This window comes from Candidatus Clostridium eludens, from assembly GCF_045310515.1.
Classification (GTDB): domain Bacteria; phylum Bacillota; class Clostridia; order Clostridiales; family Clostridiaceae; genus Clostridium_B; species Clostridium_B eludens.
In genome coordinates this window covers 62,101-86,643 of sequence record NZ_JBJHZX010000023.1, presented here as the reverse complement: position 1 = coordinate 86,643, position 24,543 = coordinate 62,101, and the positions used below count along the sequence as shown (strand labels likewise).

At 31.3% G+C, this 24,543-nt stretch carries 21 protein-coding genes, 2 pseudogenes and 2 riboswitches; of the genes and pseudogenes, 6 read left to right on the top strand and 17 right to left on the bottom strand.

Annotated elements, in window-relative coordinates; translation table 11 throughout:
- Positions 1-276: 276 nt before the first annotated feature.
- The 8 genes from ACJDU8_RS15500 to ACJDU8_RS15465 form a co-directional block, all read right to left on the bottom strand.
- A complete protein-coding gene (locus ACJDU8_RS15500; protein ID WP_406793058.1) occupies positions 277-1,206 on the bottom strand; it encodes a LysR family transcriptional regulator in 930 nt (309 codons plus the stop codon).
- Positions 1,207-1,286: 80 nt separating this feature from the next.
- Positions 1,287-2,591, bottom strand: coding sequence for a DUF512 domain-containing protein (locus ACJDU8_RS15495; protein WP_406793057.1), 1,305 nt, complete (start codon positions 2,589-2,591; stop codon positions 1,287-1,289).
- A gap of 203 nt (positions 2,592-2,794) precedes the next feature.
- Positions 2,795-2,982: riboswitch (cobalamin riboswitch) on the bottom strand.
- Positions 2,983-3,245: 263 nt separating this feature from the next.
- Positions 3,246-4,313, bottom strand: coding sequence for a DMT family transporter (locus tag ACJDU8_RS15490; RefSeq protein WP_406793056.1), 1,068 nt, complete (start codon positions 4,311-4,313; stop codon positions 3,246-3,248).
- Between the two features lie 69 nt (positions 4,314-4,382).
- The gene (locus ACJDU8_RS15485; RefSeq protein ID WP_406793055.1) at positions 4,383-5,210 is read right to left on the bottom strand and encodes an energy-coupling factor ABC transporter ATP-binding protein; all 828 of its coding nucleotides are present in this window, start codon (positions 5,208-5,210) and stop codon (positions 4,383-4,385) included.
- A 15-nt stretch (positions 5,211-5,225) separates the two neighbouring features.
- The gene (gene cbiQ / locus ACJDU8_RS15480; protein ID WP_406793054.1) at positions 5,226-6,005 is read right to left on the bottom strand and encodes a cobalt ECF transporter T component CbiQ; all 780 of its coding nucleotides are present in this window, start codon (positions 6,003-6,005) and stop codon (positions 5,226-5,228) included.
- Positions 6,006-6,008: 3 nt separating this feature from the next.
- The gene (locus ACJDU8_RS15475; RefSeq protein ID WP_406793053.1) at positions 6,009-6,356 is read right to left on the bottom strand and encodes a hypothetical protein; all 348 of its coding nucleotides are present in this window, start codon (positions 6,354-6,356) and stop codon (positions 6,009-6,011) included.
- Complete coding sequence (locus tag ACJDU8_RS15470) at positions 6,340-7,044, bottom strand: energy-coupling factor ABC transporter permease (RefSeq protein WP_406793052.1); 705 nt, start codon at positions 7,042-7,044, stop codon at positions 6,340-6,342. The genes ACJDU8_RS15475 and ACJDU8_RS15470 overlap by 17 nt, the downstream gene beginning before the upstream one ends.
- A 185-nt stretch (positions 7,045-7,229) precedes the next feature.
- Positions 7,230-7,417, bottom strand: a riboswitch (cobalamin riboswitch).
- Between the two features lie 188 nt (positions 7,418-7,605).
- A complete protein-coding gene (locus ACJDU8_RS15465) occupies positions 7,606-8,076 on the bottom strand; it encodes a metal-dependent transcriptional regulator (protein ID WP_406793051.1) in 471 nt (156 codons plus the stop codon).
- Positions 8,077-8,285: 209 nt separating this feature from the next.
- On the opposite strand from ACJDU8_RS15465, the gene ACJDU8_RS15460 reads away from it, so the two are divergent.
- On the top strand, positions 8,286-9,596 hold the full coding sequence (locus ACJDU8_RS15460) for an Nramp family divalent metal transporter (protein WP_406793050.1): 1,311 nt from the start codon (positions 8,286-8,288) through the stop codon (positions 9,594-9,596).
- 132 nt (positions 9,597-9,728) lie between these two features.
- On the opposite strand, the pseudogene ACJDU8_RS15455 reads toward ACJDU8_RS15460, so the two are convergent.
- Positions 9,729-10,364, bottom strand: a pseudogene (locus tag ACJDU8_RS15455) (metal ABC transporter solute-binding protein, Zn/Mn family); the annotation flags it as partial.
- 106 nt (positions 10,365-10,470) lie between these two features.
- Between ACJDU8_RS15455 and ACJDU8_RS15450 the strand changes: the two are divergent.
- From ACJDU8_RS15450 to ACJDU8_RS15435, 4 genes are read left to right on the top strand one after another with little or no spacing between them, the layout of a single operon-like run.
- Positions 10,471-11,421 carry a CobW family GTP-binding protein gene (locus ACJDU8_RS15450; RefSeq protein ID WP_406793061.1) on the top strand — a complete coding sequence of 317 codons (951 nt, stop codon included), beginning with the start codon at positions 10,471-10,473 and terminating at the stop codon, positions 11,419-11,421.
- A 15-nt stretch (positions 11,422-11,436) separates the two neighbouring features.
- On the top strand, positions 11,437-12,078 hold the full coding sequence (locus ACJDU8_RS15445; protein ID WP_406793049.1) for a GTP-binding protein: 642 nt from the start codon (positions 11,437-11,439) through the stop codon (positions 12,076-12,078).
- Positions 12,079-12,093: 15 nt separating this feature from the next.
- Positions 12,094-13,137, top strand: coding sequence for a permease (locus tag ACJDU8_RS15440; RefSeq protein ID WP_406793048.1), 1,044 nt, complete (start codon positions 12,094-12,096; stop codon positions 13,135-13,137).
- A complete protein-coding gene (locus tag ACJDU8_RS15435) occupies positions 13,138-13,926 on the top strand; it encodes a TIGR03943 family putative permease subunit (protein ID WP_406793047.1) in 789 nt (262 codons plus the stop codon).
- A gap of 113 nt (positions 13,927-14,039) precedes the next feature.
- On the opposite strand, the gene ACJDU8_RS15430 is transcribed toward ACJDU8_RS15435, so the two are convergent.
- Positions 14,040-15,185, bottom strand: a complete 1,146-nt coding sequence (locus ACJDU8_RS15430; RefSeq protein WP_406793046.1) for a YibE/F family protein — start codon at positions 15,183-15,185, stop codon at positions 14,040-14,042.
- A 546-nt stretch (positions 15,186-15,731) separates the two neighbouring features.
- Here ACJDU8_RS15430 and ACJDU8_RS15425 point away from each other — a divergent pair.
- Positions 15,732-16,904: an iron-containing alcohol dehydrogenase gene (locus ACJDU8_RS15425; protein ID WP_406793045.1), complete on the top strand. Its 1,173-nt coding sequence runs from the start codon at positions 15,732-15,734 to the stop codon at positions 16,902-16,904.
- A gap of 392 nt (positions 16,905-17,296) precedes the next feature.
- Here ACJDU8_RS15425 and ACJDU8_RS15420 read toward each other — a convergent pair whose 3' ends face one another.
- The 7 genes and pseudogenes from ACJDU8_RS15420 to ACJDU8_RS15390 form a co-directional block, all read right to left on the bottom strand.
- Entirely contained in the window at positions 17,297-18,634 is a 1,338-nt protein-coding gene (locus ACJDU8_RS15420) for a ClC family H(+)/Cl(-) exchange transporter (protein ID WP_406793044.1), read from the bottom strand.
- Positions 18,635-18,735: 101 nt separating this feature from the next.
- Positions 18,736-18,948, bottom strand: a pseudogene (locus tag ACJDU8_RS15415) (hypothetical protein); the annotation flags it as partial.
- A gap of 132 nt (positions 18,949-19,080) precedes the next feature.
- Positions 19,081-20,250 (bottom strand): ABC transporter substrate-binding protein, encoded by a 1,170-nt coding sequence (locus tag ACJDU8_RS15410; protein ID WP_406793043.1) that lies wholly within the window; start codon positions 20,248-20,250, stop codon positions 19,081-19,083.
- 36 nt (positions 20,251-20,286) lie between these two features.
- Positions 20,287-21,435, bottom strand: coding sequence for an ABC transporter substrate-binding protein (locus ACJDU8_RS15405; RefSeq protein ID WP_406793042.1), 1,149 nt, complete (start codon positions 21,433-21,435; stop codon positions 20,287-20,289).
- Between the two features lie 28 nt (positions 21,436-21,463).
- Positions 21,464-22,627 carry an ABC transporter substrate-binding protein gene (locus ACJDU8_RS15400; protein ID WP_406793041.1) on the bottom strand — a complete coding sequence of 388 codons (1,164 nt, stop codon included), beginning with the start codon at positions 22,625-22,627 and terminating at the stop codon, positions 21,464-21,466.
- A 27-nt stretch (positions 22,628-22,654) separates the two neighbouring features.
- The gene (locus ACJDU8_RS15395) at positions 22,655-23,455 is read right to left on the bottom strand and encodes an ABC transporter ATP-binding protein (protein WP_406793040.1); all 801 of its coding nucleotides are present in this window, start codon (positions 23,453-23,455) and stop codon (positions 22,655-22,657) included.
- 7 nt (positions 23,456-23,462) lie between these two features.
- Entirely contained in the window at positions 23,463-24,524 is a 1,062-nt protein-coding gene (locus tag ACJDU8_RS15390) for a FecCD family ABC transporter permease (protein ID WP_406793039.1), read from the bottom strand.
- Positions 24,525-24,543: the final 19 nt, after the last annotated feature.

Sequence of the window (24,543 nt, the reverse complement as noted above, 5' to 3'; positions counted from 1 at the left end):
GCAGCACTCCATGAAAGTATTTATTGAAATTTTTAGAAGATTAACTTGTTATAACCATATATATGTCCATACGTCAGATACTTAGACACTAAATTTCTTTTGACCAGTTCTTAAAACACCTAATTTTAATTTTAGGGCAAATTTCACCTTGATAGGTGATTTTCTATTTTTGGAACGTCTTAGACTTTAGTAAAATTTTTAAATTTAGAATTCTTGATTGCTGTAAATTACTCTAAACAGCTACAATATACCATTATTTACAAGCTGCTTTGCACTTCATGTCACGAATGCTCCAATTACCCCGAATTTTAAAATAATATCATTCAGTGCACTAATATAGACATTTGCAAGTTGGCTAAGTGTAATACTTTTATGTGAAATCCAACCAACTGTTATTTTTTCATTAACGTCTAGAGGTACTGCAATGATATCATTTCCATTTAAATCAGAGCTTAGAATTCCCGTTGAGATAGTATATCCATTTAAGCCTATTAATAGATTAAAAAGAGTTGCTCTATCACTAACTCTGATGTTTTTTTTGTGAGAAAGAGTACTTAGAATTTCCTCAGAAAAGTGAAATGAATTATATTCTCCCTGCTCAAAGCATAAATAAGGATAATTCTCTAAATCTTTAATAGTTACTCGTTTTTGCTTTGAAAGAGGGTTATTTACACTAATAAACACATGTGGTTTTGCTACAAATAGCTTTGTGAATTTTAAATTATTTTCCTTAAACATTTTGTTTAGGATTTTTGAATTAAACTCATTCAAGTATAAGATTCCTATTTCACTTCGAAGATTTTTTACATCATCAATAATTTCATGAGTTTTCGTTTCGCTTAAGCTAACCTCGTATTCATCATTTCCATATTCTTTTATTAAGTCAACGAAAGCATTAACAGCAAAGGCATAATGCTGAGTTGATACAGAAAAATGCTGTGCTGAAGGCTTTGTATTAATATATCGTTTTTCTAATAATTCTGTTTGCTCAACCACTTGTCGTGCATAACCTAAAAATTCTGCTCCATCAACTGTAACACTAATTCCTCTGTTTGTACGCTGAAAAATACTTATATTTAGTTCAGTTTCAAGCTCTCTAATTGCATTAGAAAGACTCGGTTGAGTAATAAAAAGCTTTTTAGCAGCAATATTAATTGATCCGCAGTTTGCAATTTTAATTACGTATTTTAGTTGCTGTAATGTCATCTTATACTTCCCTCCCTCTTAATAAAACATTTTTTAGTTTATACTTTATTTATATTTTTGATATAATCATTTTCTACAGATTAAATATTATCATTAATAAGTTGAATTAGGTCTTCACCTGTATAATCACATATTAAAATATCTTTCTTAAAATATTTTTCTAGTTCATCTACAGTAACATCATCCAACATTATGTTTTCTCCAGCTTTAAACATATTTCTAGGCATTATTATATAATTTAAAACACTATCAGCTTGTATTTGTTTCATAATATCCTGTCCAGTTAACAAACCAGCTACAGTGATTGTTTCACCAAAAAAATAATTTATAATTTTATGAACGTTTATTTTAACCTCAGTATTTCTTTCTTCAATAGCTTTTGCAGCCCATAATATTTCATTATATGCTGAAACACCTGTAATTAAGGTAAAAGAACCTTTCCCCTTCGTTTTAAGGTTTTTTAGATTTTTAGTAATACTATCTCTAAAAAACCTAATCATTCCTATACCGTCTTCAATCTGATCAAATTCTCCATAGAATTTAGTATTTGGAATTTCACTTCCTGATAGCACATAAAATTCATCCGATAACCTAATGAATGGAGTTCCAATCTTCTTTAAAGCTTTCTGTTGGAACTTACTAATGTTATTAAGTTCTGCTTTAGCACTTTCAGCATTGTATAAGGTTATTTCATTTAGATTTTTTCTAAACTTAGTAACACCAACTGGCACTGCTGCCACATTTTCAACAGAAGGATATAATTTATATAAGTCCTTAACTGTTTTAATTAATTCTTTTCCATTGTTGTACCCAGGACATAATACTATTTGACAGTTCATTTTAATCCCTGCAGCTGCTAATTTCTCGAGCCTTTTATAAATATTTCCGGCGAATCTGTTATTTAGCATTTTTTTTCTGAGTTCTGGATTAGTTGTATGTACTGAAACATTTATAGGACTGATTCTATATCTAATAATTCTGTCTATATCCTCATCAGTCATATTTGTTAAGGTTACAAAATTTCCTTGAAGAAAAGATAATCTTGAATCATCATCCTTGAAATACAAGGTCCTTCGCATTCCCTTTGGCAACTGATCAATAAAACAAAAAAGACAATTATTACGGCAACTCCGAGCTTCATCTATAATTCCCTTTTCGAATTCGATTCCTAAATCCTCTTCACATTCTTTTTCAACTTCTAAAGTCCAAATCTCTCCGTTTTTCTTTTCTATTTCAACTTCTATGTAATCATCTGCCAATAGAAACTTGTAATCTATTATATCTTTAATTTTAGTACCATTTATACTAATTAAGATATCTCCAGTTTCTATCTCTAATTCTTCAGCAATACTTCTACTTATAACCTTTGATATTTTGTTACTCATGTTTTTAATCCTTTTATGACATATAATTATTCTGTTCTGCATATCCTTCAATATTTATAGGGCTGCGTATTATATAAATATTTATTATAAAATAAAAATCCTTCTAACTGATATGCTAAAAGGAATCATAAATAAAGATTACTCAATCATAAAAAATAAGTAAACTCATCATTTTAACAATCCCCTCTATCGCTCGTAGAGTAGATAGTACATAAATATAGGCAGGTATTCTGACTTAAGTCTCATTATCCTTACAACCTTCCCAGTTTTACCAGTGGTATTTTATAAGGACTCTTCTATTACAGCGGCGGGACCGTATAGGAATTTCACCTAGCTTCCCTTTTAAACTAAAATAAGTTATATTTTAGTCACCTATAATCTAGAATATTAAATTTAATCTAAGTATACATAAATATAAAAACTAAAGCAATGCTTTACAGTTTTTTTATGAATCCTGTATCTGGTTTTCTTTTACCAACATATCACAGAAATCTACGTTTATGATTTAATCATATACAATTATTACCTTTATAAATGTAAAATATTACTCGACTAAACAAGAATTTTGGCTAATACTTAAAAAATGTAAGTGTCAGCTGAAAAGTCTGAATTTATTAAAATCGCAAGTGTTTTTTAATCATTATGCCCTATAAATTAATGTACATGTCTATGGTGAATATCTGGTGAATGATGATGGATATGTTCTGTTGCCTTATGTGTATGTAAGTGTGAATGATAACCCCGTATAATGGTTTCCTCACCAGAATGCTGGTGATAATGATGTAAATCATTATGATTATGTCTATGATCATGTTGAATTACTTCATGTATATGCTTATGATTATGTTCTTCTTTTAGTAAAAGTACTGCTCCAATAATCATAATGGGGAGTGATATAAAAAACATAGTACTTGGAATATCACCTAGTAAAATAAAAGACAAAATACATCCAATAAATGGGGCAGTCCCAAATAATGCACTGGTTCTTGTACTTCCTAAATCTCTCATGGCAAATACGAATAATACAATACTTAAACCATAACAGAAAAAACCAATAATCATAGCAATTGTTATAACTTTCAAGTCTGGTATTTGATTTTTTAATATTATAGATAAAACAAGAGAAAATGAACCTGAAATAATTCCTTTTAGTGTAACAATAGAAAATGGATTTTTGGAGGAAATATTCCTTGTAAAATTATTGTCAATTCCCCAACAAAAACAAGCCAAAATTATTCCTAAAGAGCTTATTGAAAAACCCCATTCATTTTTAAAATTCCATGATAAAATAATACTTGCAAGTGTAATTAATGCTACTGCACTTAAAATTTGTTTCCCCACATTTTCTTTAAAAAATGCTATTGCAATAATTGTAGTTGCAACTGCTTCAAAATTTAACAATAATGAAGCAGTTGAAGCAGGGGTTATTTTAAGACTTTCTAACAAAATAATAGGTGCAATAATTCCACCTGCAACACTTGCACCTAAGAGCCATATAAAGTCTTTCTTTTTCAAAGGTGCTTCATTTATAGGTTGTCTCTTAGTCATTAAGGCAATAATTTGGAAAATAAACAACCCGAATCCACTACCAAGATATAAAAATGAAGCAAGAGGAATAGGCTCAATTTGACCTAAAAGTATTTTTGTTATAGGAGTACTTGCACCAAATAAAATTGATGCTAATAATGCTGTCATACTAGGATAAAGTTTTGATTTATTCATTGTTACTTTCCTTCAATCATAAATAAAATATAATACGATTCTGGTTAAACTAGCCATATATGATAATTTTTATTTATTGTGTTCTAAAAGGTTTCTTGCCTGTCCAATAGTTAAAGGCATATTATCCATCTTTAAAGCACCATCACGTGCAAGAAGTTCTGCTAAATGAGCTACCCTTGGTAATCTCAAGTCAATTTCACGCAGAGTGTTCTTATTACTAAATACTTCTGTTGTAGTTCCACTTAAAACAAGTTCTCCTTTACTTAAAAGATATATTCTATCAGCAAGTAATGGAACAATATCAACATCATGAGTAGCAAAAATTAGAGTAATTCCTAAATCACGATTGATGGAATTCAATAATTTAATAAGTTTGCTTACACCGCGTGGATCCAAGGCGGCAGTGGGTTCATCTAAGACTAAAATTTGGGGCTGCATAGCTAGAACACTAGCTATGGCTACTCTCTTTTTTTCTCCTCCACTCAAATTATGGGGACTTCTATTTTGGTATCCGTTCAAACCTACTATATCCAAGGCCCAGGAAATAGATGTATCTAAACTCTCTCGTGAGACATGCATATTCATTAATCCATAGGCAATCTCTTGACGTACTGTAGAGCAAAAAAGCTGGTCATCTGAATCTTGAAAAACCATACCAACATTACGACGGATTTCTGGTAAATTTTTTTTACAAACTTTTAAATTATTAATAGTAACGGTACCTGATGTAGCTTGCAGTAAGCCGTTAAAAAGTTGAAAAAGAGTTGATTTGCCTGCACCATTAGGTCCCATTATAGCAATTTTTTCTCCTTCATGTATTTTTATATTAACATTATTAAGTGCTACAAACCCGTCACTATATTTATAATTGACTTGAGATACATTTACTAGTTCCATATTCTAGTCCTTTCTTCAAATACTTATATTTAGAATAACTAAAGTAATTAGCAAAACAATGGCTACAATTCCAAAATACAGATCTTTTTTAGGAATTGTATTAATAAAATAATCTGAAGTAATACTCTCTTCAGTATATCCTCTTGATAGCATGGCATTATATATTTTTACACTACGATCAAAAGATTTAATTAGAACATATCCTGCAACCATTCCAGTATCACGAGCTTTCTGTACCCATGATAAATTACCAGCCATGCGGCTAAGTTGAGCTTGTCTCATGTTATGTGCTGTCTCCTGAATAATAAAAACATATCGATACATCATATCGGCTATATCCACAATTATACCAGGAATCTTACATATCCTTAGTGTTTCCAGAATCTCAATCATAGGTGTACTAAATGATAGAACGCAGCACATAGTAACAGCTGTCATAATACGCAGTAACATCAAAGTTCCAAGTTGTAAGCCTTCCTTGTAAGCTTTCATATGGATTGGGCCTATATAAATAACAGACAAAATATGACTACCATTAGTAAAAAGTAAGCTAAAGAAAACTAGCCATGCTATCCCAAAAGGCATAATTAATCTTGTGAGTAAGTTATGCCAGGGTAGGTTTAAAATGCTAAAGGCAAATAAAGTAACCACCCAAAGAAATACTACCAAATACCAATGGAAAAGAAGGGTGGTAATTATAATACCGCTTAAAAAAATTACAGTCTTAACCCTTCCGTCTAAACGATGTAATAAGGTATCTCTATCAGAGATTTTACTAAAACGAGAGATATCCATAGTCTACTCTTCCTCTAAATGAGCTTCTTTTTTCTTTGATGCTGATTCACCAAATAGTTTTTCCCAATGATGACCAACAATCAATCCAGCAAAAAAGTTTGCTACTGAGAAGGCTCCTACTTCGGCATCACCAGGCAGTTCTATAAATGGATGATGTTCTATTTTGGTTACTTTTGAAGCCATGTTATTAACGCTATCATCCGTTCCACCTGCTTCCATCTTATGCCTATCCATGTATTTACCTGATGCAAATATAAAAAGTAAGATTACAAACATTACTGCGAGTAATATCTTAGTATATTTATCAAACCATTTAACAGATTGTCTTTCATGTTTACTTATTGAGTTCAACTTTTCTCGCCTCCCTTAGCTTTTCTTTTTCTTCGTCAGTTAGTATGTTTGGAAGTAAGTCAGGACGTCTGCTAAGCATTGCTTGTAGAACTGCCGCAGTAAATACAGCTTCAGCTATGGCAAGTGGCAGTTGAGTAGGTGCATAACCCATAAAGAATATCATCCATTGTTTTACTAGAGGAACATTACCATGTAAACTAATTGCAAGTTCTAAAGCACTAACTAAATATGTAGCTAAGTCTCCAATTAATCCGGCTACTCCAGCAGCTAACCATATAGGGCTGCGAGCAAGTCTTAATACTCTCCAGCATAAATAACCCAGCAAAGCTCCTGCAATCCCCATAGAAAAGGTATTAGCCCCAATGGTAGTAATACCCCCATGTCCTAGGAATATAGCCTGAAAAAAGAGAACAATAGCTGAAATAACAGCAGTAGCAAAAGGACCTATAATAATAGCTGCCAGTGGTGTACCACATGGATGAGAACAGGAACCGGTTACAGGAACGGGCAAGTGCATGGCTGATATAACAAATACAGCCACACCAGTCATAGCTAAAAAAGGCTTGTACGATAAATTTTCCTGAGATCTTTTTTTGATTTCTCGAATGCCTGGGATAACAAATGCAGCAGTGATGCCATACCATGTTCCCCATGCCTGGGGAGATAAAATACCATCTTCAATATGCATTATAAAAACCTCCAATTCATCTTTAAATAATATCTTATAAAAAGTTAATATTCTATTGATACTTAAACTAATACCCACCTAACTTTGAGAACTATAAAAACCTCTTAAACTAAACGATTAAGAGGCTTAAATATAACTATAGTCAATAAAAATATTTCAGTCACCTCCCTATCTTCCGTAGAGTTGTTGGTGTAGTATTATAGGCAGGTATTCTGACTTAAGCCTCATTGTCCTTACAACCTTCCCAGTCTTACCAGTGGTATTATATAAGGACTCTTCTATTACAGCGGCGGGACCGCGTGGGAATTTCACCCAACTTCCCTTTTAGACTAAAATAAGTTATATTTTAGTCACCTATAATCTAGAATATTAAATTTAATTTAAGTATACACAAATATAAAGACTAAAGCAATAACTTACAAGTTTTTAGGGTAATTATTATTTTTAATTGAAGAGATATAATTGAAAAATATTCCTTGATTTTAAAGTTAAATTTTTATCATTAGTTTGTCCGGAACGATACATGAGAGCTATGTTTTCTATATATAAGAAAACATAGAATTACTTTTTAGATTTAATATGATTTTTAAACTTGGCTGTTATATCAGGGTTATCTTTACTAAATTTTATAAAATTTTCAAAACACTTTGCTGTTTTCTTACTTATAGTATGCTCGATTTTCTCAGTTTCTGTTAAAATTTCTGATTCAGGTACCCCTAATATATTTAAAAATTCTTCAATAATGTTATGTCGTTTCAACAATGCTTTTCCAAGACGTTTTCCATCCTTTTCAAGTTTTAGAATTCCATATCTTTCATATTTTAAAAGGTTTAGTTCAGCTAGTTTTTGTACCATTTTGGTGGCTGAGGGTGGCTGTACATTAAGTGCAGCTGAGAGTTCATGAATTCTTGTGAAACCTGTGCTTGCTGATAATCTATATATCATTTCAAGATAGTCCTGCATAGAAGCACTAAGTGAACTTTCTTCATTTTTCATATATTCACTAAAAGTGTAGAAATAATTATTATTCAATATCATCACCTACCTCAGCTTATAGTATACCTAATAAATTATATGCATCATGAAATAAAAAATTACTTTTAAAGTAACCATTTTATAACTAAATGCATAATTTATACTGTAAAAATAAAGTTAACCTAGACTAAAAAGGTTAACTTTAAATAATTATTTTATCCGTGTACAACATATTATATATACGGAGGAGAAAGGTGATATTTTCAATGCAGAATGAAAAAACTTTAATTGATGTAAGTTTAAATCCACCAAAACATATCAATATAAAAACAGAATTTAATAATGAAGAAATAGAAAAGAAAATTAGCATAAGACAATTACTGAAGTTTTTAGGACCAGCTTTTGTTGTTAGTGTTGCATATGTAGATCCTGGAAACTTCGCTACCAATATTAGTGGAGGGGCAAAATTTAATTATACTCTCATTTGGGTTATCTTATGTAGTAATTTGATGGCTATATTTTTACAAATCATGTCTGCTAAGTTAGGAATAGCTACAGGTCATAACCTCCCTGAAATGTGTGCTCAAGTATTTTCAAGACCTACAAACTGGATATTTTGGATCATTGCAGAGTTAGGAGCTATGGCAACAGATTTAGCTGAGTTTCTTGGCGGTACATTAGGATTATATTTATTATTTAGAATACCCATGATATACGCAGGGCTTCTTACAGGATTAATAACATTTGTAATCTGCTATATGGAAAAGTATGGTCAAAAAACTATTGAAATCATAATATCAGTACTTGTGGCAGTAATCAGTGTTGCCTATACAATAGAATTATTTCTTGCAAAACCTAATTGGGCTCAAGTGGGAATTCATACAATAGTTCCTATGCTACCTAATGGTGAGGCCGTATTAATAGCAGTAGGTATGCTTGGAGCAACAGTTATGCCACATGTTATATACTTACACTCACATTTAGTTCAATATAGAAGCACAGATTTATCTGATGAGGGAAAATTAAAACATTTAAAGATGGAAAAAATTGATGTTGCCATTGCTATGAATATTGCTTTTATTGTTAATACGGCAATGGTTGTAGTATCTGCTGCCGTATTTTACAAAAATGGGATAACAGTTGATACAATAGAACAGGCACATAAGTCATTACAACCCTTGCTAGGTTCCCTATCTAGTGGTGTATTTGGAATAGCACTGCTTGCATCAGGATTGTCATCTTCTGCTGTTGGAACCCTAGCAGGACAGACAATTATGAAGGGCTTTGTTAACTTAAGTATACCGATAAATATTAGAAGGCTTATAACCATGCTGCCGGCCTTAGTTATCATTGCAGTTGGAATTAATCCAATGTATGCTCTCGTTTTAAGCCAAGTAGCACTTAGCTTCATTCTTCCATTCCCGATTATCCAAATGTTAACTATAGCTAAACGAAAAGACTTGATGGGTACATTAGCTAATAAAGGTTCTGTAAGGTTTTTGGGTGTTGTAATAGCTACTATAATAATAGTACTAAATGCAGTGCTTTTGTATCTAACGTTTACCGGTCAAGCTTAATATCAGTTACACCTACAATTCTTTATCCTATATAAGGGGGATGGCTATATACCATTACCCCTATAAACTAATACGAATGAAGACATGTTGTACATTAATGTCAATTCTAGAGTTAATACAAAAATTATCAGGTTATTTTAGGCTGTTGTAGATCATATCTAAGTTACTTTTCATACTTTGAATATAATCTTTATTATCTTCTTTACTTTCAACTGTGTATATTTTTTCCACCTTAGCACCTACCTCTTTGGCAAGAGTATTAGATACTTTAGGACTTACCATATCTTCAACAAATACAGTTTTTATCTTATATTGCTTACAGTAATTCACTAACTTTGCTAATCTTTGGGGAGAAGGTTCTCCCTCAGCAAATACATCCTCCACACTATTTTGGTTTAAGCCATAATCTCTACAAAGATATGCAAACGCAGCATGCCCTGTTACAAAGTTCTTATTTTTAACTGTCTGGAATTTTTTATTGTATTCATTGTAAAGAGCATTAAGTTGTTTTGAAAAGTTAGTATAATTATTTTCATAAAATGCTTTATTTGAAGGATCAGCTTTGATTAAAGCATTTTTTATGTTTTTAGATTCATTTTCAGCACCTTTTAAACTAATCCATAGGTGAGGATCATACTGACCATGCTCTTTCAACTCATTACTGTCGATGTTTTTAATTGGAGTTGAACCATTTGAAGCATTCACTACAATTAAATTTTTATTGTTAACAGAATTTAAGATTTTATCTACCCAGGATTCCATATGGAATTTTATGTTGAAAATTTTGTAAATTAAATGCTAATGATTTGTATTTACTTTTATGAAAAATTCATTTAGAATTTCATATTAGGAGAGGGGTGGTAATGTGAAAACGATGATAGATATCTTTTCAGGATTTCTAGGAGCAGGTAAGACAATGCTTATAAAAAAGCTTATCAATGAAAAGTTACATAGCGACAATATTGTTATTATTGAAAATGAATTCGGTGAAGTTGGTATTGATGGAAGTATACTAAAGAGAACAAACATTGAAGTAAAAGAAATCAATGCAGGTTGTATCTGCTGTTCAATATCTGGCGATTTTAAGAAAGCTATAAAGGAAGTAATTGAAAAGTATAGGCCTGAGAGGATTATCATAGAGCCTTCAGGTGTGGGAAAGCTTTCTGAAATTTTAAATAGTATTAACAGCGAGGACATGAGAAGTAGTGTAAAATTGAACATGATAATTACATTGGTTGACGTTTTAAAATATGAAATGTATATTACTAATTTTGGTGAGTTTTATAGAAATCAGATAATAAATGCAAAGACAATAATTTTAAGCAGGACTCAAAAGATAGCTATGGACAGATTGGAAAAGATTACTGCTGCAATACGTAATTTAAATCAAAATGCAAATATCATCACAACTCCTTGGGATAGATTAAATGCTAACACGATAGTAGAGGTTGCAGAAAATGATGCTAAATTCGATATAAATGAAAAAGTAAATCTTCTAAAAAAACCAGCACGGAACTTAAATTTTAGAATTGCGAAAAATCATCATGCTGACCAAATATTCAATACATGGGGTGTTGAAACTCCTAAGATATTTAGTGAAGTGATTTTAAAAAATATATTCTCAAGATTAGAAGATTCTGAGCAATATGGTACGGTTTTAAGAGCCAAAGGAATAGTTCAGGTAAGTGATAATAAATGGGTACAATTTGATTATGTACCAGAAGAATTTCAAGTAAAGGATACATCCCCTGATTATACAGGTCGTATATGCGTTATAGGAAGTGATTTAAAAAAAGATGAACTAATGAGTCTTTTTTCCATATAACAGTGAGGTGATTGTATGATATTTAGATCAAATATTGAAATAGTAGCAGGATTTTTGGGGGCCGGAAAGACTATTTTTATAAATGCTCTATTAGAAAATACTCTTATAGAAAAAGAAAAAGTCCTGATAATACAATGCGAACAGGGTGAAAAAAACATTAGAGTGGATATAAAAGAAGGCTCTGAAGTTATTACTAAGAAATATGAAGCACTTAAACCACTTAAAAGTGAATATCTAAGATATGCTATTAACCTTTACAATCCACACAGAATAATAATAGAGCATAACGGGAGTAGAAATATTAACGAGCTGCTTCACTTGCTTGATAAAAGCGAAATATCAAAATTGTGCAAGCTATTAAGTATTTACAATATTATAGATAGTATTACATACGAACTGTTTCTAAATAACATGGGTACTCTTATCTTGGACTCTATTTATAACAGCAACCTCATTATTCTTAATAACACAAAAAGTATTTCGGAAGAAAAACTCAATAGTATATTAAAACAATTAGAAAAATTCAACACGGATGCTTTTATAATGCCTGTTTCGAATATAACAGATCTAAGTGCAGTATTAAATGAAAAAAACATTTTATATAAAGGTTTTATGAAAAAAGTAGGTCTATACTTGAGAAATCAGTTATCCAGCTAAAGAGAGGTACTGAAAATGTTAAAAATATTACCAATGGAAGATAGAGTTACAAATGTATTAATTTTTATAATTCTAATTCTATTTATGATAGCACTAATACATGATATCGGAATAGTACAATATTTTAGAATTCCAAGGTCCAGTCTTCAAAATTTTTCAACTATATTCATTAGCATATTACTTGAAGCAATACCCTTTATAATGCTTGGAGCTTTTATCTCATCTATAATTCAAGTTTTAGTTTCCGAAGATATGATTGCAAGATGGATTCCTAAAAATATATTCATTGGCCTTATACTTGCTTCACTTATGGGGCTTATCTTTCCGGTGTGCGAGTGTGCAATAGTACCAATAGTAAAACGATTGATAAAGAAAGGAGTACCGGTAAGTATTGCAGTTACCTTTATGCTTGCAGCTCCTATAATCAATCCTATTGTACTACTTTCAACCTACTATGCTTTTTATAACAAACCCTCAGTAGTGCTTATCAGAGCAGGATATGGATTAATTTGCGCGATTATGGCTGGTATTATGATAGGCATTGTATTCAAAAATGAGAATGTCATTTTAACAGAAGATATCGAACTAAATAATGAATGCTACTGCGGATGTGGAAGCAGATATAATCATCAAAAAAACAAGAATAAGCTGGTAATTATTCTAAATCAGGCTAATACAGAATTATACAATATAGGTAAATATCTAATTGTAGGGGCATTTTTATCGGCAACATTTCAAACTGTGGTACCAAGGAATTTCTTAACGTCTTTCGGAGAAAACCAAATACTCTCAGTAGTAGTAATGATAATCCTGGCATTTTTTATATCAATCTGTTCTTCGGCAGATGCCTTCATTGCAAAATCTTTTCTAGGCCAATTTGCTATTGGATCTTTAGTGGCATTTTTAATTATGGGACCTATGATTGATCTTAAAAATACTTTGATGCTGAGTGGAACGTTTAAAAAAGGATTTGTAGTAAGGCTCATTATATACATATTCTTCTTATGTCTTATTGTGGGAACTTCAATAAATATATTGGCAATGCTTGGGGGTATATAAATGAAAAGATTTAACAAAAGTCAGTTTGTCTGGTTTCTTATTTTAGCAGGTTTCACCATATATTTTTCATACTTGATCAAAACTGGGAAAATAAATTCTTTTTTGCATCCAAGAATGGTAAAATACACCATGGCATCAATTTGTGGATTGATAATACTGATGTTTGGGCAATTTAAAAGAATATTTGAGATAAGCCGAAACAATAAACTTAAAATAGGATACATTCTATTCTTTATACCGATTATCTTAGGATTTACCGCAAAAGGATTTGCTCCAAGCATTGCTAGCGATAAAGGTGTCACATTAAGTAGTACTAACAATACTACCGCGAATATATCAAATAATACAAATGCTAATTCTACTGATAGCTTTCAGGAGTCTCTAGTGGCTCAGAGAAAAAATTATATAGAAAATGGAGTAGCTGTTTTTGAGGATCCCACATATTATAAACTTTTAGATGATATTTCTTCAAATCTTAATTACTATAAAGGTAAAAAAGTAGAAATTACAGGCTTTGTATTCAAGGATAAAAGTTTTGACAAAAATCAATTTGTGATTGCAAGGATGATGATGACATGCTGCGCTGTAGATGCTCAAGTTGTAGGAATTATGGCACAATACGATGGTGCTGAAGCCCTAGATAAATCGGAGTGGGTTAAAATTGAAGGTAAAATAGATACGACTATGTTCAAAGGATCAGATTCAAATAAAGCTGAAGAAATGCCTTTGATAATAGTTGAAAAAATTGAACCTAATCAGAAACCTGGAAGTCAATATATTTATCCATAAAAAAAACAAACATGATGATGTTTGTTTAAGTTTATTTAGAATTTTTATAGTAGAAACAGTACCTACTTGTTTCAATTATAGGGAGATTTATTTAATATGAAATTTATTTCATCTCAATCACCTAAAATGCAACACACAATAACTGTTATTGGAATTGTAAAAACCAATCCTATACTTCCAGCCAATGTTTTAATAATTTCACAGGCAATCATGTCCTGATTTACTATATCTAAAAAATTACTGTTATTGGCTAAATAGCCTAGCACCAGACATATAGAACCACTAATATATGCAAGAATTAAAGTATTAGCCATAGTTCCCATCATATCTCTGCCTACAGTCATTCCAGCTTTCATAAGTTTTCCTGTACTAATTCTTGGATTTGCCTGTTTTATTTCATTCATAGTTGATGCTATGGATATACTTACATCCATTACAGCTCCAAGAGCTCCTATGAGTATAGCTGCAAATAGAATGGCCTTAAAATCAAGTACATGTTTAAGTGGAGCATCCATTAGCAGCTGAGCTTCTTCAGTACCCACTCCGGAAACTTTTGCTGTATTGACTAATATAAATGATATAATTCCGGATATGACTACTCCACTACTTGTCCCAATAATAGCTGAAAGTGTTTTACGATTTATTCCTCCCACGATAACCAAAGATATAATAGTTATGGAAATACACACAAATATTGAAATAATAATAGGATTATATCCTTGTAAAATTAGATTCAGAAACACTTTTATTACCATAAAACAAGTAAATGCTAGTGTTATTATAGATTTGAATCCTTTGCCTCCTCCAATTAATATCATAGAAAGTATAAAAAATATAAGTAAATAAGCTAGTGGTTTATCTCTTGCAACTTGATAAATATTAGATGAAGTTATATTACCATTACTATCCTCACTTATAGATAGAAATACCTGATCTCCTTTATTAAAAACCAAATTTCCTTGCTTAGATGGATCTACAGTATTTTTTATAATAACATTTTCACCCTCATGTTTTCCACTTAAAATTTGTATTTTTAATGTCTGGTCTTCAACAACAATATTTTTGTCACCTGCATTAACATTCTCTTTCTTAGTAGATACTATTTGTATAACTTTAGCTCTAATGGAATCTGTATTTATGACATTTGAATTATCATCTGCAAATACTTTTGAAGGAATTATGCTTTGTACTATAAACAAGCAAAAAATGATTAGATAAAAGAAAGTCCTCTTATTTTCTTTCGTAAGCAATTTTAACATCTCCTTTTTGCTATTCCAATTTATTTAACTATTTATATGGGAAAATCAACTCGTTTATTACCTGATTTTTGATTTAGGAAAATTATAGGGTTTGATCCATTTTGAGATATAACACAAGGAGATTTTTAAATTACATAAAAATAAACTGATAAGAGGATTTGTAACTACCAAAAAACAATTTTTACTTATAATTTTTAATATATTCTGTTTTAAATTCAATACAAAAAGCCTGGTTTTTGTAACAATGACCTCTGTAAGTAGCTATTTAAAGTGTAGGAGGGCGTCCTATTTTAGCTACCGGGAATAAATCTTTAATCCAAATTCATTGTTCATCTTACATTTCATAATGCTTTTGTGCCATAATATCAATCTCCAAGTTTTTTCTTATTTTACCAACAACTTGACTTTTATGCAATTTTAAGTTTTCAGACACGTCCTAGTTAACTATTGAAAACAAAAGTGTATAATTTATACTTTATATACATAGTTAGTCTGCTAAATAGGAAGAATAAATTTAATACACATTTATGATCTGGAGGGATTATATTGGAGAACACTCATGATTTTCGTTCACCTGCAATAAATCTTATTGGTGTAGGTTCTATTAAAGATCTGCCAACAGAATTAATGCCATATAAGTTAAGTAAAGCCTTAATTGTTACAGACAAGAATATAATAAGTCTTGGCTATGTTGAAATGGTTGAAACAATATTGAAAAGTTTATTTATTTCTTATGATATATTTGATGGCATTCTACACCCCAATTGTACAGTTTCATTTATAGAAGATGGTCTTACCTATTTTAAAAAAGGATTAAACATATTAAAAAGAGATTATCACTTTATAATATCCATTGGAGGCGGTACCAATCATGATTGTGCCAAAGGTATAGCTGTTGTAGCAACCAATGGTGGATCTATTGCAGATTATGAAGGATATAAAAAAATGACAAAGCCAGCTTTACCAGTTATATCAATAAATACTACTTCTGGTTCAGGATCTGAAATATCCAATTTTGTAATTATAACAGATGAAAGTAGAAAATTAAAGATGACTATAGGAGATCCCAAAATGATGCCCATAATCTCTGTAAATGAGCCTATGTTTATGACAACCATGCCCCCAGAGGTAACTTCTAGCTCTGGTATGGATGTTTTAGCTCATTCAATAGAGGGCTTCGTTTCTACCGAAGCCTCACCTATCACAGATGCTCTGGCAATTAATGCTTTAAAGTTAGTTTTTGGGTATCTAAAAAGAGCATATGAAAATGGTAATGATATGGAAGCCAGAGAGAAAATGATGTTTGCTAATGCCATGGCTGGGATGGTTTTTAATAATGCGGGCTTGGGATATGTTCATTCTATGTCTCACCAATTAGGTGGACGTTATCAGCAAATTCATGGAACTTGTAATGCAATTTTACTACCTCATGTATTAGAGTTTAATGCAGTATCAATACCAGCGGAAAGAATTTTTAAAATTAGTGAAGCTATAGGAATAAGAACAACTGACAAACTAGATGCGGTTAGTAAAATTAAGCATAGCATTCAGAACCTATGTAAAAATATTGATATTCCAACTCATCTAAATTCTATTGGAGTTGACAAAGATGATTTAGAGTCAATGTCCAAAAATGCTGAAAAGGATATTTGTTCCCTTACAAACCCAAGGAGAGCAACTTTCGAAGATATAATGGATATCTTTAAGGCTGCAATGTAGACTTCATTGAAATAAAAAAACTAAGTATTAATTTATAAGAAATAAACCTGGAGTATTTCTAATCTGATCAATAAACAAAATGTAAAATTATAGGAGTGTTGATGAGGGATTTAATATTGGGATAAATAATAGTATTTATCTCAACGATACCATTGCACTTCTATCATTTAAAGCTAATAATTTTATTAGCACCTGCTTTTTTTAGCACATCTGCCGCAATAACAGCAAGCCTATTCCTTTTTTGCATATCATTTTTAGATGGAATATATTTGATTAGATGTGCTCTCTAGAGCAAATAATCCGGGAATTTGGCCTCTTCATTGTCATACTATGTTTATTGAGAATACTGCTAGAGCTTTATTCGGTCCTGTAAAAATACAATATTACCTTTTTCATTTTATAGGTTGTTTTATCTTGTTAGGATGTCCTTTGAGATAATTTTTAAGTAGTGATTCATATATAGGTTTTGAGCCAAGTTTATCTGCTACCAGATATGCAATTATAGCCACAATACTAATTGAAAGTAAATGATTAAAAGAGCCTGTCATCTCAGTAATAAGTACAATTCCTGTAATTGGTGATTTAACCACAGCTGTAAAATACCCAGCCATGCCCATGATTATAAAATTATTCATATAGAAACTATCTAAATGCAGAATACTTATAAATAAGCTTCCATAATCATATCCAATCAATGCACCTATAGTTAGAAGTGGTAAGAAAATTCCTCCAGGTGCTCCGGAACCATAACATATCATAGTAAATACAAACTTTAAAATAAGAAAAATAAAAATAAGTATTAATGAAAAATGTTTTAATGTTAATGCCATTATAAGATTATTTCCACCACCTAGTATTTCAGGTAAAAACAACCCCAATATCACAGATATCAAAAGAGGAATAGCAGGATTAAATTCCTTAGGAATAAATTTTTGTTTAGAATATAATTTCTGCGTTTTTAAAAGCATTATGTTAAAAAGTACACCTCCAAAACCAATTATAATTCCAAATATAACAATGTATAAATAGTATTTTAACGGTATAGGATGTATATAGCTGAAGTTGAAAACCGGCTTCAACCCAAAGAATTGGCTGGTTATAAAGTCAGCAGAAAGTGCCGATGAAATTGCTGACACCAAAACCATAGGTGAAAAATTTTTATGAACCTCTTCAAGTGAAAAAATTGTACCTGCAAGTGGCGCATTAAATGCAGCTGCAAGTCCTGCGCTAGCCCCACTTGTAATTAAATATTTTTCTTCTACTTTCGTTCTTTTGAGAAGTTTGCTGATCCCTTGTCCAACAGCAGCACCAAGCTGTACAGAAGGGCCCTCCCTTCCAAGTGAAAATCCTAATCCAATAGCAGTGATTCCTCCAATAAGTTTTCCTAAAATAACCCTATACCAAGTCATTTCAAGCTTTTTCAAAATAACACCTTCAACTTGAGGAATACCACTTCCACTTATCATGGGTTCTTTTTTAATCATAATTCCTAATATGTAACCTATACCTATTAGGAATACTACCCATAGAGGTAATAACCATAATCTTAATAAAAATATCTTATAAATTTTAATAACTTCATTTCCAAGTTTTTCTATAGCCAATCTAAACAATACTATTATAAATCCAGTTAGAATACCTATAATTATTCCTTCTAGTACTAATTTTAGCTTCAGATCACACAATTTAAATTGGCTGTTACGTTTACATCCCTTATCTATATCTTTCATTCAAGTTCCTCCGATAATAGAATTTATTAAGCTTACTACCTTTTCTAGTTTATTATAAATTTAAAAATTGTAAGTAACAACCGTCAATTTAGTTAAGTTAACTAACAGATGCATAACCTTCGTTTAATATTACTCATTCTCGTTTCAATAGTGAGTGATATTAATATTTTAGGCATCACAACTATACAGCATATGAGTATATTAGTACATATGCTGTTTAAGTTGATTAGCCACTCTTCGCTTAAGTTTAATTCACTTAAATTGCCATCTGGCTCTAATATGGCGTATTCTACTTCTGTGATAGAAAATACACTTTGTTTTCTAAAAGGTTCAGATGAAAAGAGTCATCCTTATAATCAAACTCCATCTGAACCTAAGAATCACTTGACAAAGCCCTATTCATTTTGCATAAAGATACACTGTCTAAAAATAAATAAGTAATTTTTTTATTTCCCAAGCTCTACTGAAAATATACCTGAATAGGATATTGGCATAAACTTTTCAAAGAAATTGCTCATATTTTTATCTGGATTCAAATCTTTAAATTCATTAGGATAAAAATCCTTTGCTAAGACTTGTAGACCATAAAAGTCAAAAACATGCATACTTAGATTGTGAAATACACTATATACACGTCCATTTTTAACCGCAGATAAGTCACTCCATCCTGAACGAGTTGTATATGCTTGCAATAGTTTTATTGAATCTGATTTATTAGCATAAAACCCCAAGTGCATTGAATCTGGAGTTGGCGTCCAGTTCTGACCTGTTATTACAATGATATCAGGATTTTTGGAAATTACTTGTTCTGGATTAATTGTATTCATACCTGTGACTACTCCATCTGCTATATTTTTAACTTTAAGCTTACTCAAAACTGTACCCCATGACTGATCATTGGCTCCTGCATAAGTAACTGAAAATGTGCCTGGACCTCCATCACCACATTCCAAATAAACACTTGGTTCTGTACCATTAATTGAAGCTATTTTTTTATACACTATACTTACTTGTTTATCAGCATAGTCAGCAATTTCATTTGCACGACTTTCCTTTCCTAGTATCTTACCAAGTAATCTAATACCTTTTTGTGGTGTTGCTAACGGATCCGTGGACTCATCAATGCAAACAACGGGTAAACCTGTTCCAATAAGCTTTTTTACACTTTGAAAACTGCTTAACATATATTGATCAGCAACAATCAAATCTGGTTCTAAACTCATAATTTTTTCAATATTTACAGCATCACTTTGAACATCTCCTGTATCTGCAATATTTTTAAGCTTAGGAAAAGCCTTAATGAACTTATTATAACCATCATTATCTTTCTTTTTCAAATCTGGTCCCCAACCTACTATTTTTTCTTGTGTTTCATCTCCTAAGATTGATGATAACTCATAAATATCTCTGCTGCGAAGTAGAACAATTCTTTTTATATTTGTTGAAATTTTTACAGTTCTTCCCGCCAAATCTTTATAAGTTGCATACTTGGTACTACTTGATGTTGTGTTTGATTCATTTTGGACTGTATTTGTACATCCTGTAATAAAAATTATTAAAATTGTTATTATAAGCGTCAATACAGATTTAAATTTAATTTTTTTGTTAGCTTTCATGTGAAGTTCCTCCTTTTTGAATTCTTACCATAAACCTTATTTCCAATCTGCTGAAAATAAGCCTGAATACTTAACCGGCATATATTTATCAAAAAATTCTTTTCTATCTTTTTCAGGATCTAAGTCCTTAAATTCACTTGGAAATAAGAATTTTGCCATTGCCTCAACTCCACAGAAATTATATGGATAAACAGTATAGTTAAAATGTACTGCATATAATCTTCCATTTTTTATTGCTGACAAATCAGACCATCCTGCTCTCTTTTGAACATATTCATCTAGATGTTCACTTGCCTGCTCTTTGGTTACACAATATCCCATACGCATAATATTAGCAGTTTGATCCCAGTTAGCCCCACCTATCACTATTACATCTGGATTGGCAGTCAATACTTTTTCAGGGTTCACTGGATTCGATCCTTGTCCAACACCTATATTATCAGCACCTAACCTATTCCATAAATATCCCCAGCCATCTGTTGTATCCCCTCTAGTTCCTCCAATCTCCGTTGGTGTTACATTACCACATTCAAAATATAATGTTGGTCTTTTAGTACCTGCTTTAAGTAGTTTATCAACTCTAGCCAATACAGAATCAGTCTTCTTATTTGCATCTTCAACCATCTTCTTAACCTTATCTTGTTTTCCAAGCATTTCTCCAAGCATTAACATACTCTTTTGAACACCATGAAATGGATCCGAATTCATATCTGTAAATACAACTGGAAGTCCAGCTTCTATCATTTTATTGACACATGACTTAGATTTAAATTGTGTGTCAACAATAATAAGATCAGGATCTAAATTTACAACGGATTCTAAACTAATAGCATCATCATATATACTTCCTAAACTTTTAATCTTATCCATATTAAATACTTCTGAATATTTTTTATATCCGTCTATATCGCTATCTTTAAAATTTAGTCCCAAAGCAACTACTTTTTTATCAAACTCTTGTCCTAAAATTGCAGACATATAATATACATCCATAGATCTTACTAATACAATTTTCTTGATATTAGTTGACAAAGTAACTTTTCTGCCTGCCATATCAGTATATGTTTTTGTTTTAGCTGTATCCTTTGATGTTTCATTTTTTACTGCCGTTGTACCACATCCTGCTAATGATACTATAATCGTTACAATAAGTAATAGGCCTAACATCATCTTTTTTATTTTCACTTTAATCCCTCCCATTCATATTAACTTATTATTTATTCCATTGAGCCCACTGTATACCTGAATATGGCATTTCCATGTATTTGCTGAAAAATTCTTGAATATCTTTATCAGGGTCTAAATCGCTAAATTGTGTAGGATATAACATCTTTGCCATTTCCTCAACGCCAGCAAAACCATAAGGACGGCCATAAAGATTGTAATGAAGTGCGTAAAGCCTTCCATTTTTAATTGCATTTAAATCAGACCATCCTGCTCTTTTGGTGTAAAGGCCTAAATGCTCATTAGCACTTTGCTCAGTTGCAAAAAATCCAAGACGCATAATATTATCAGTTGGATTCCAGTTAGCTCCACCTATGATAATAATATCAGGATTTGAGGCAAGTACCTTTTCAGCATTTAATGGCTGACCTGTGACACCAATACTAATACTATCTGCGCCAAGCTTGTCCCAAACATAACCCCAACTGGTTTTCACATCACCATCTGTCTGACCAATCTTGTCTGGAGCTACATTGCCACACTCCCAATATAATACAGGCTTTTTTATTCCACTTGAAATAACTTTTTGAACTCTTTGCAGCACAGCATCAGTTTTTTGGTTAGCATACTCCACCATTTCATCAACTTTTGATTCTTTACCCAGCATTTCTCCTACCATTTTTATACTCTTTCCAGGTCCATAAAAAGGATCAGAATTATTATCCATAATGACAACAGGTAATCCTGTAGAAATCATTTTCTGTATGCAATTTTTATTGTAGAACTGTTTGTCAACAATGATTATATCCGGATTTAAATTCACAACAGATTCAACATTTATTGCATCATCATATACGCTGCCAAGGGCAGTCATTTTATCAAGATTCTTGTATACCTTTGAAAACATATTATATCCATCAATATCAGTACTCTTAAAACTTTCACCTACAGCCACTAATTTTGTATCTAGTTCTTTACCTAAAATTGAAGAGAGCATATATATATCCATTGTTCTCACAAGTACAATACGTTTAACATTAGTAGATAGTGTCACTTTCCTGCCAACCATATCTGTAAAAACCTTGGTTTTTGAAGCATTTGAGGATGAATTTGAAGATGTTGAATTATTAGAACTACATCCAGAAAATACAAAGATAAGTGCAGCTGTCAATAGTAAGCCAATAATTCTAATTCCTAACTTTTTGTTTTTCATTTTAATTCCTCCCAAGCACATAATTAATTAAATTTGAGATACTATTTCATATTTTGGGGCTTCGGCAGCAATGTCAACAAATTCAATAACTTGTTTACCTTGTTTATTTACATATATTTCACTATCAATTTTATATATTTCCCTTATCATTCTTTTTGTTAAGACTTCCTTAGGTGTTCCGTGAGAATAAATATTACCATCTTTCATGATAACAATGTTATCAGCATATCTTGATGTGAGATTTATGTCGTGCATTACAATTATTACAATCATTTTTTTCTCATATGCCAAATTTGATACTGTATTCAGTAGTGAAAATTGACGATGTATATCTAGATTATTTAATGGCTCATCTAATATGAGAATTTCTGGTTCTTTAATTATTGATTGAGCTAATGACACCATTTGAAGCTGACCGCCACTTAATTCATTAATTTTACTTTTTGCTAAGTGCTGCAATTCAAAAGCATCTAAAATATCATTTACCTTTTGTTCCTGTTTTTTACTAACTTTAAGATTTAGTGTATTTATTAGTCCTAAAAGTACAGCTTCAAAAACAGTAATCGAAGCATCATTTTGTGTTGTTTGGGGCAAGTAACCCACCTTTTGCTTAATAAATTCTTTTTTCTGTTTTTTAATACTTTCACCTTGGTAATACATTTCACCATCACACTTATATATATTTAAAATACACTTAACTAGTGTAGACTTTCCTGAACCATTTGGCCCAATAATGGCAGTTATATTATTATGAAAAGTCAAACTAATATTATTTAGAGAAAATTTAGAAGAATGTTTATAATTAATATTCTGTATTTCAAGACTCATACTCTTCTCACCTTCCTTGCTTTAAAATAAGTACCAATAAAAATGGAATACCTATAATTGAAGTAACTATTCCTAATGGAATCTGTACCCCTGATATGGCAACCTTGCTTAGCACAGATGAAACTGATAACATAAATGCTCCAGTTAACATAGATGCCGGAATAAAAAACCTTTGCTCTTCTCCTACTAAAGACTTAGCTACATAGGGTGCAACCAATCCAACAAAACCTATGGTTCCAACAAAGCAAACTGCAATGGACGTTATTAATGAAGATAATATTAAAACCTTTGTTCTTAATTTTTCTACATCAATCCCTAAAGCTGTTGCAGTACTTTCCCCCATACATAATGATGTCAGCTTCCATGATTCTCTAAAGAGAATTGGTGTCACTATTACAAGTACTACAAATACTATTGCATCCTGCTGCCATGTAGCCCCTAAGATACACCCTTGTGACCAGTTAGTTATACCTCTTAAAATTTCATCTGGCACAAAATATGTAAGAATAGAATTTAAGGCTGTAAACATAAAACTTATTGCAATGCCAGCTAAAATTATTGTTCCTCTATCCTTTTTTATCTTTCCAATAGTATAAATAAAGAAGGATGATATTAATGAAAAAGCAAAGGCAAATATAGGAGTGGCATAATTATTCATATATTGGGGTAAAAATACATATCCAAAAATCAAAGATATTGAGGCTCCAAAAGATGCTGCCGAAGATATTCCCAGTGTATACGGACTAGCAAGATTATTATTAAGTATAGTCTGCATTTCCATACCTGCAATTGCTAATCCTGCACCAACTAATAGTGCCATAGTTGCTACAGGTAATCTCATTACTCTAACGATTATATTTACTTTTTTGCTTAATGACTCAGGATTTATTAGTGAAGTAATCACATCGAAAATATTTACCATTGCAGGGCCAGTTGACAGGTCAACTATAAAACTACTTAGTACAAGCAATATTAATACGGCTAAAGCTGCCACTTTTCCCATAATAACTAACTTATAGTTTTGAGACTTTTCAATTATATTTTTTTTGGGATTTACATTTATATCCATGACTTCTCCCCTCCAATCC

Excerpts from the sequence above, each read along its gene's own strand:
- ACJDU8_RS15500 (WP_406793058.1), bottom strand. The coding sequence starts at position 1,206 with ATGACATTACAGCAACTAAAATACGTAATTAAAATTGCAAACTGCGGA.
- ACJDU8_RS15495 (WP_406793057.1), bottom strand. The coding sequence starts at position 2,591 with ATGAGTAACAAAATATCAAAGGTTATAAGTAGAAGTATTGCTGAAGAA.
- ACJDU8_RS15490 (WP_406793056.1), bottom strand. The coding sequence starts at position 4,313 with ATGAATAAATCAAAACTTTATCCTAGTATGACAGCATTATTAGCATCA.
- ACJDU8_RS15485 (WP_406793055.1), bottom strand. The coding sequence starts at position 5,210 with ATGGAACTAGTAAATGTATCTCAAGTCAATTATAAATATAGTGACGGG.
- cbiQ (WP_406793054.1), bottom strand. The coding sequence starts at position 6,005 with ATGGATATCTCTCGTTTTAGTAAAATCTCTGATAGAGATACCTTATTA.
- ACJDU8_RS15470 (WP_406793052.1), bottom strand. The coding sequence starts at position 7,044 with ATGCATATTGAAGATGGTATTTTATCTCCCCAGGCATGGGGAACATGG.
- ACJDU8_RS15460 (WP_406793050.1), top strand. The coding sequence starts at position 8,286 with ATGCAGAATGAAAAAACTTTAATTGATGTAAGTTTAAATCCACCAAAA.
- ACJDU8_RS15450 (WP_406793061.1), top strand. The coding sequence starts at position 10,471 with ATGATAGATATCTTTTCAGGATTTCTAGGAGCAGGTAAGACAATGCTT.
- ACJDU8_RS15445 (WP_406793049.1), top strand. The coding sequence starts at position 11,437 with ATGATATTTAGATCAAATATTGAAATAGTAGCAGGATTTTTGGGGGCC.
- ACJDU8_RS15440 (WP_406793048.1), top strand. The coding sequence starts at position 12,094 with ATGTTAAAAATATTACCAATGGAAGATAGAGTTACAAATGTATTAATT.
- ACJDU8_RS15435 (WP_406793047.1), top strand. The coding sequence starts at position 13,138 with ATGAAAAGATTTAACAAAAGTCAGTTTGTCTGGTTTCTTATTTTAGCA.
- ACJDU8_RS15430 (WP_406793046.1), bottom strand. The coding sequence starts at position 15,185 with ATGTTAAAATTGCTTACGAAAGAAAATAAGAGGACTTTCTTTTATCTA.
- ACJDU8_RS15420 (WP_406793044.1), bottom strand. The coding sequence starts at position 18,634 with ATGAAAGATATAGATAAGGGATGTAAACGTAACAGCCAATTTAAATTG.
- ACJDU8_RS15410 (WP_406793043.1), bottom strand. The coding sequence starts at position 20,250 with ATGAAAGCTAACAAAAAAATTAAATTTAAATCTGTATTGACGCTTATA.
- ACJDU8_RS15400 (WP_406793041.1), bottom strand. The coding sequence starts at position 22,627 with ATGAAAAACAAAAAGTTAGGAATTAGAATTATTGGCTTACTATTGACA.
- ACJDU8_RS15395 (WP_406793040.1), bottom strand. The coding sequence starts at position 23,455 with ATGAGTCTTGAAATACAGAATATTAATTATAAACATTCTTCTAAATTT.
- ACJDU8_RS15390 (WP_406793039.1), bottom strand. The coding sequence starts at position 24,524 with ATGGATATAAATGTAAATCCCAAAAAAAATATAATTGAAAAGTCTCAA.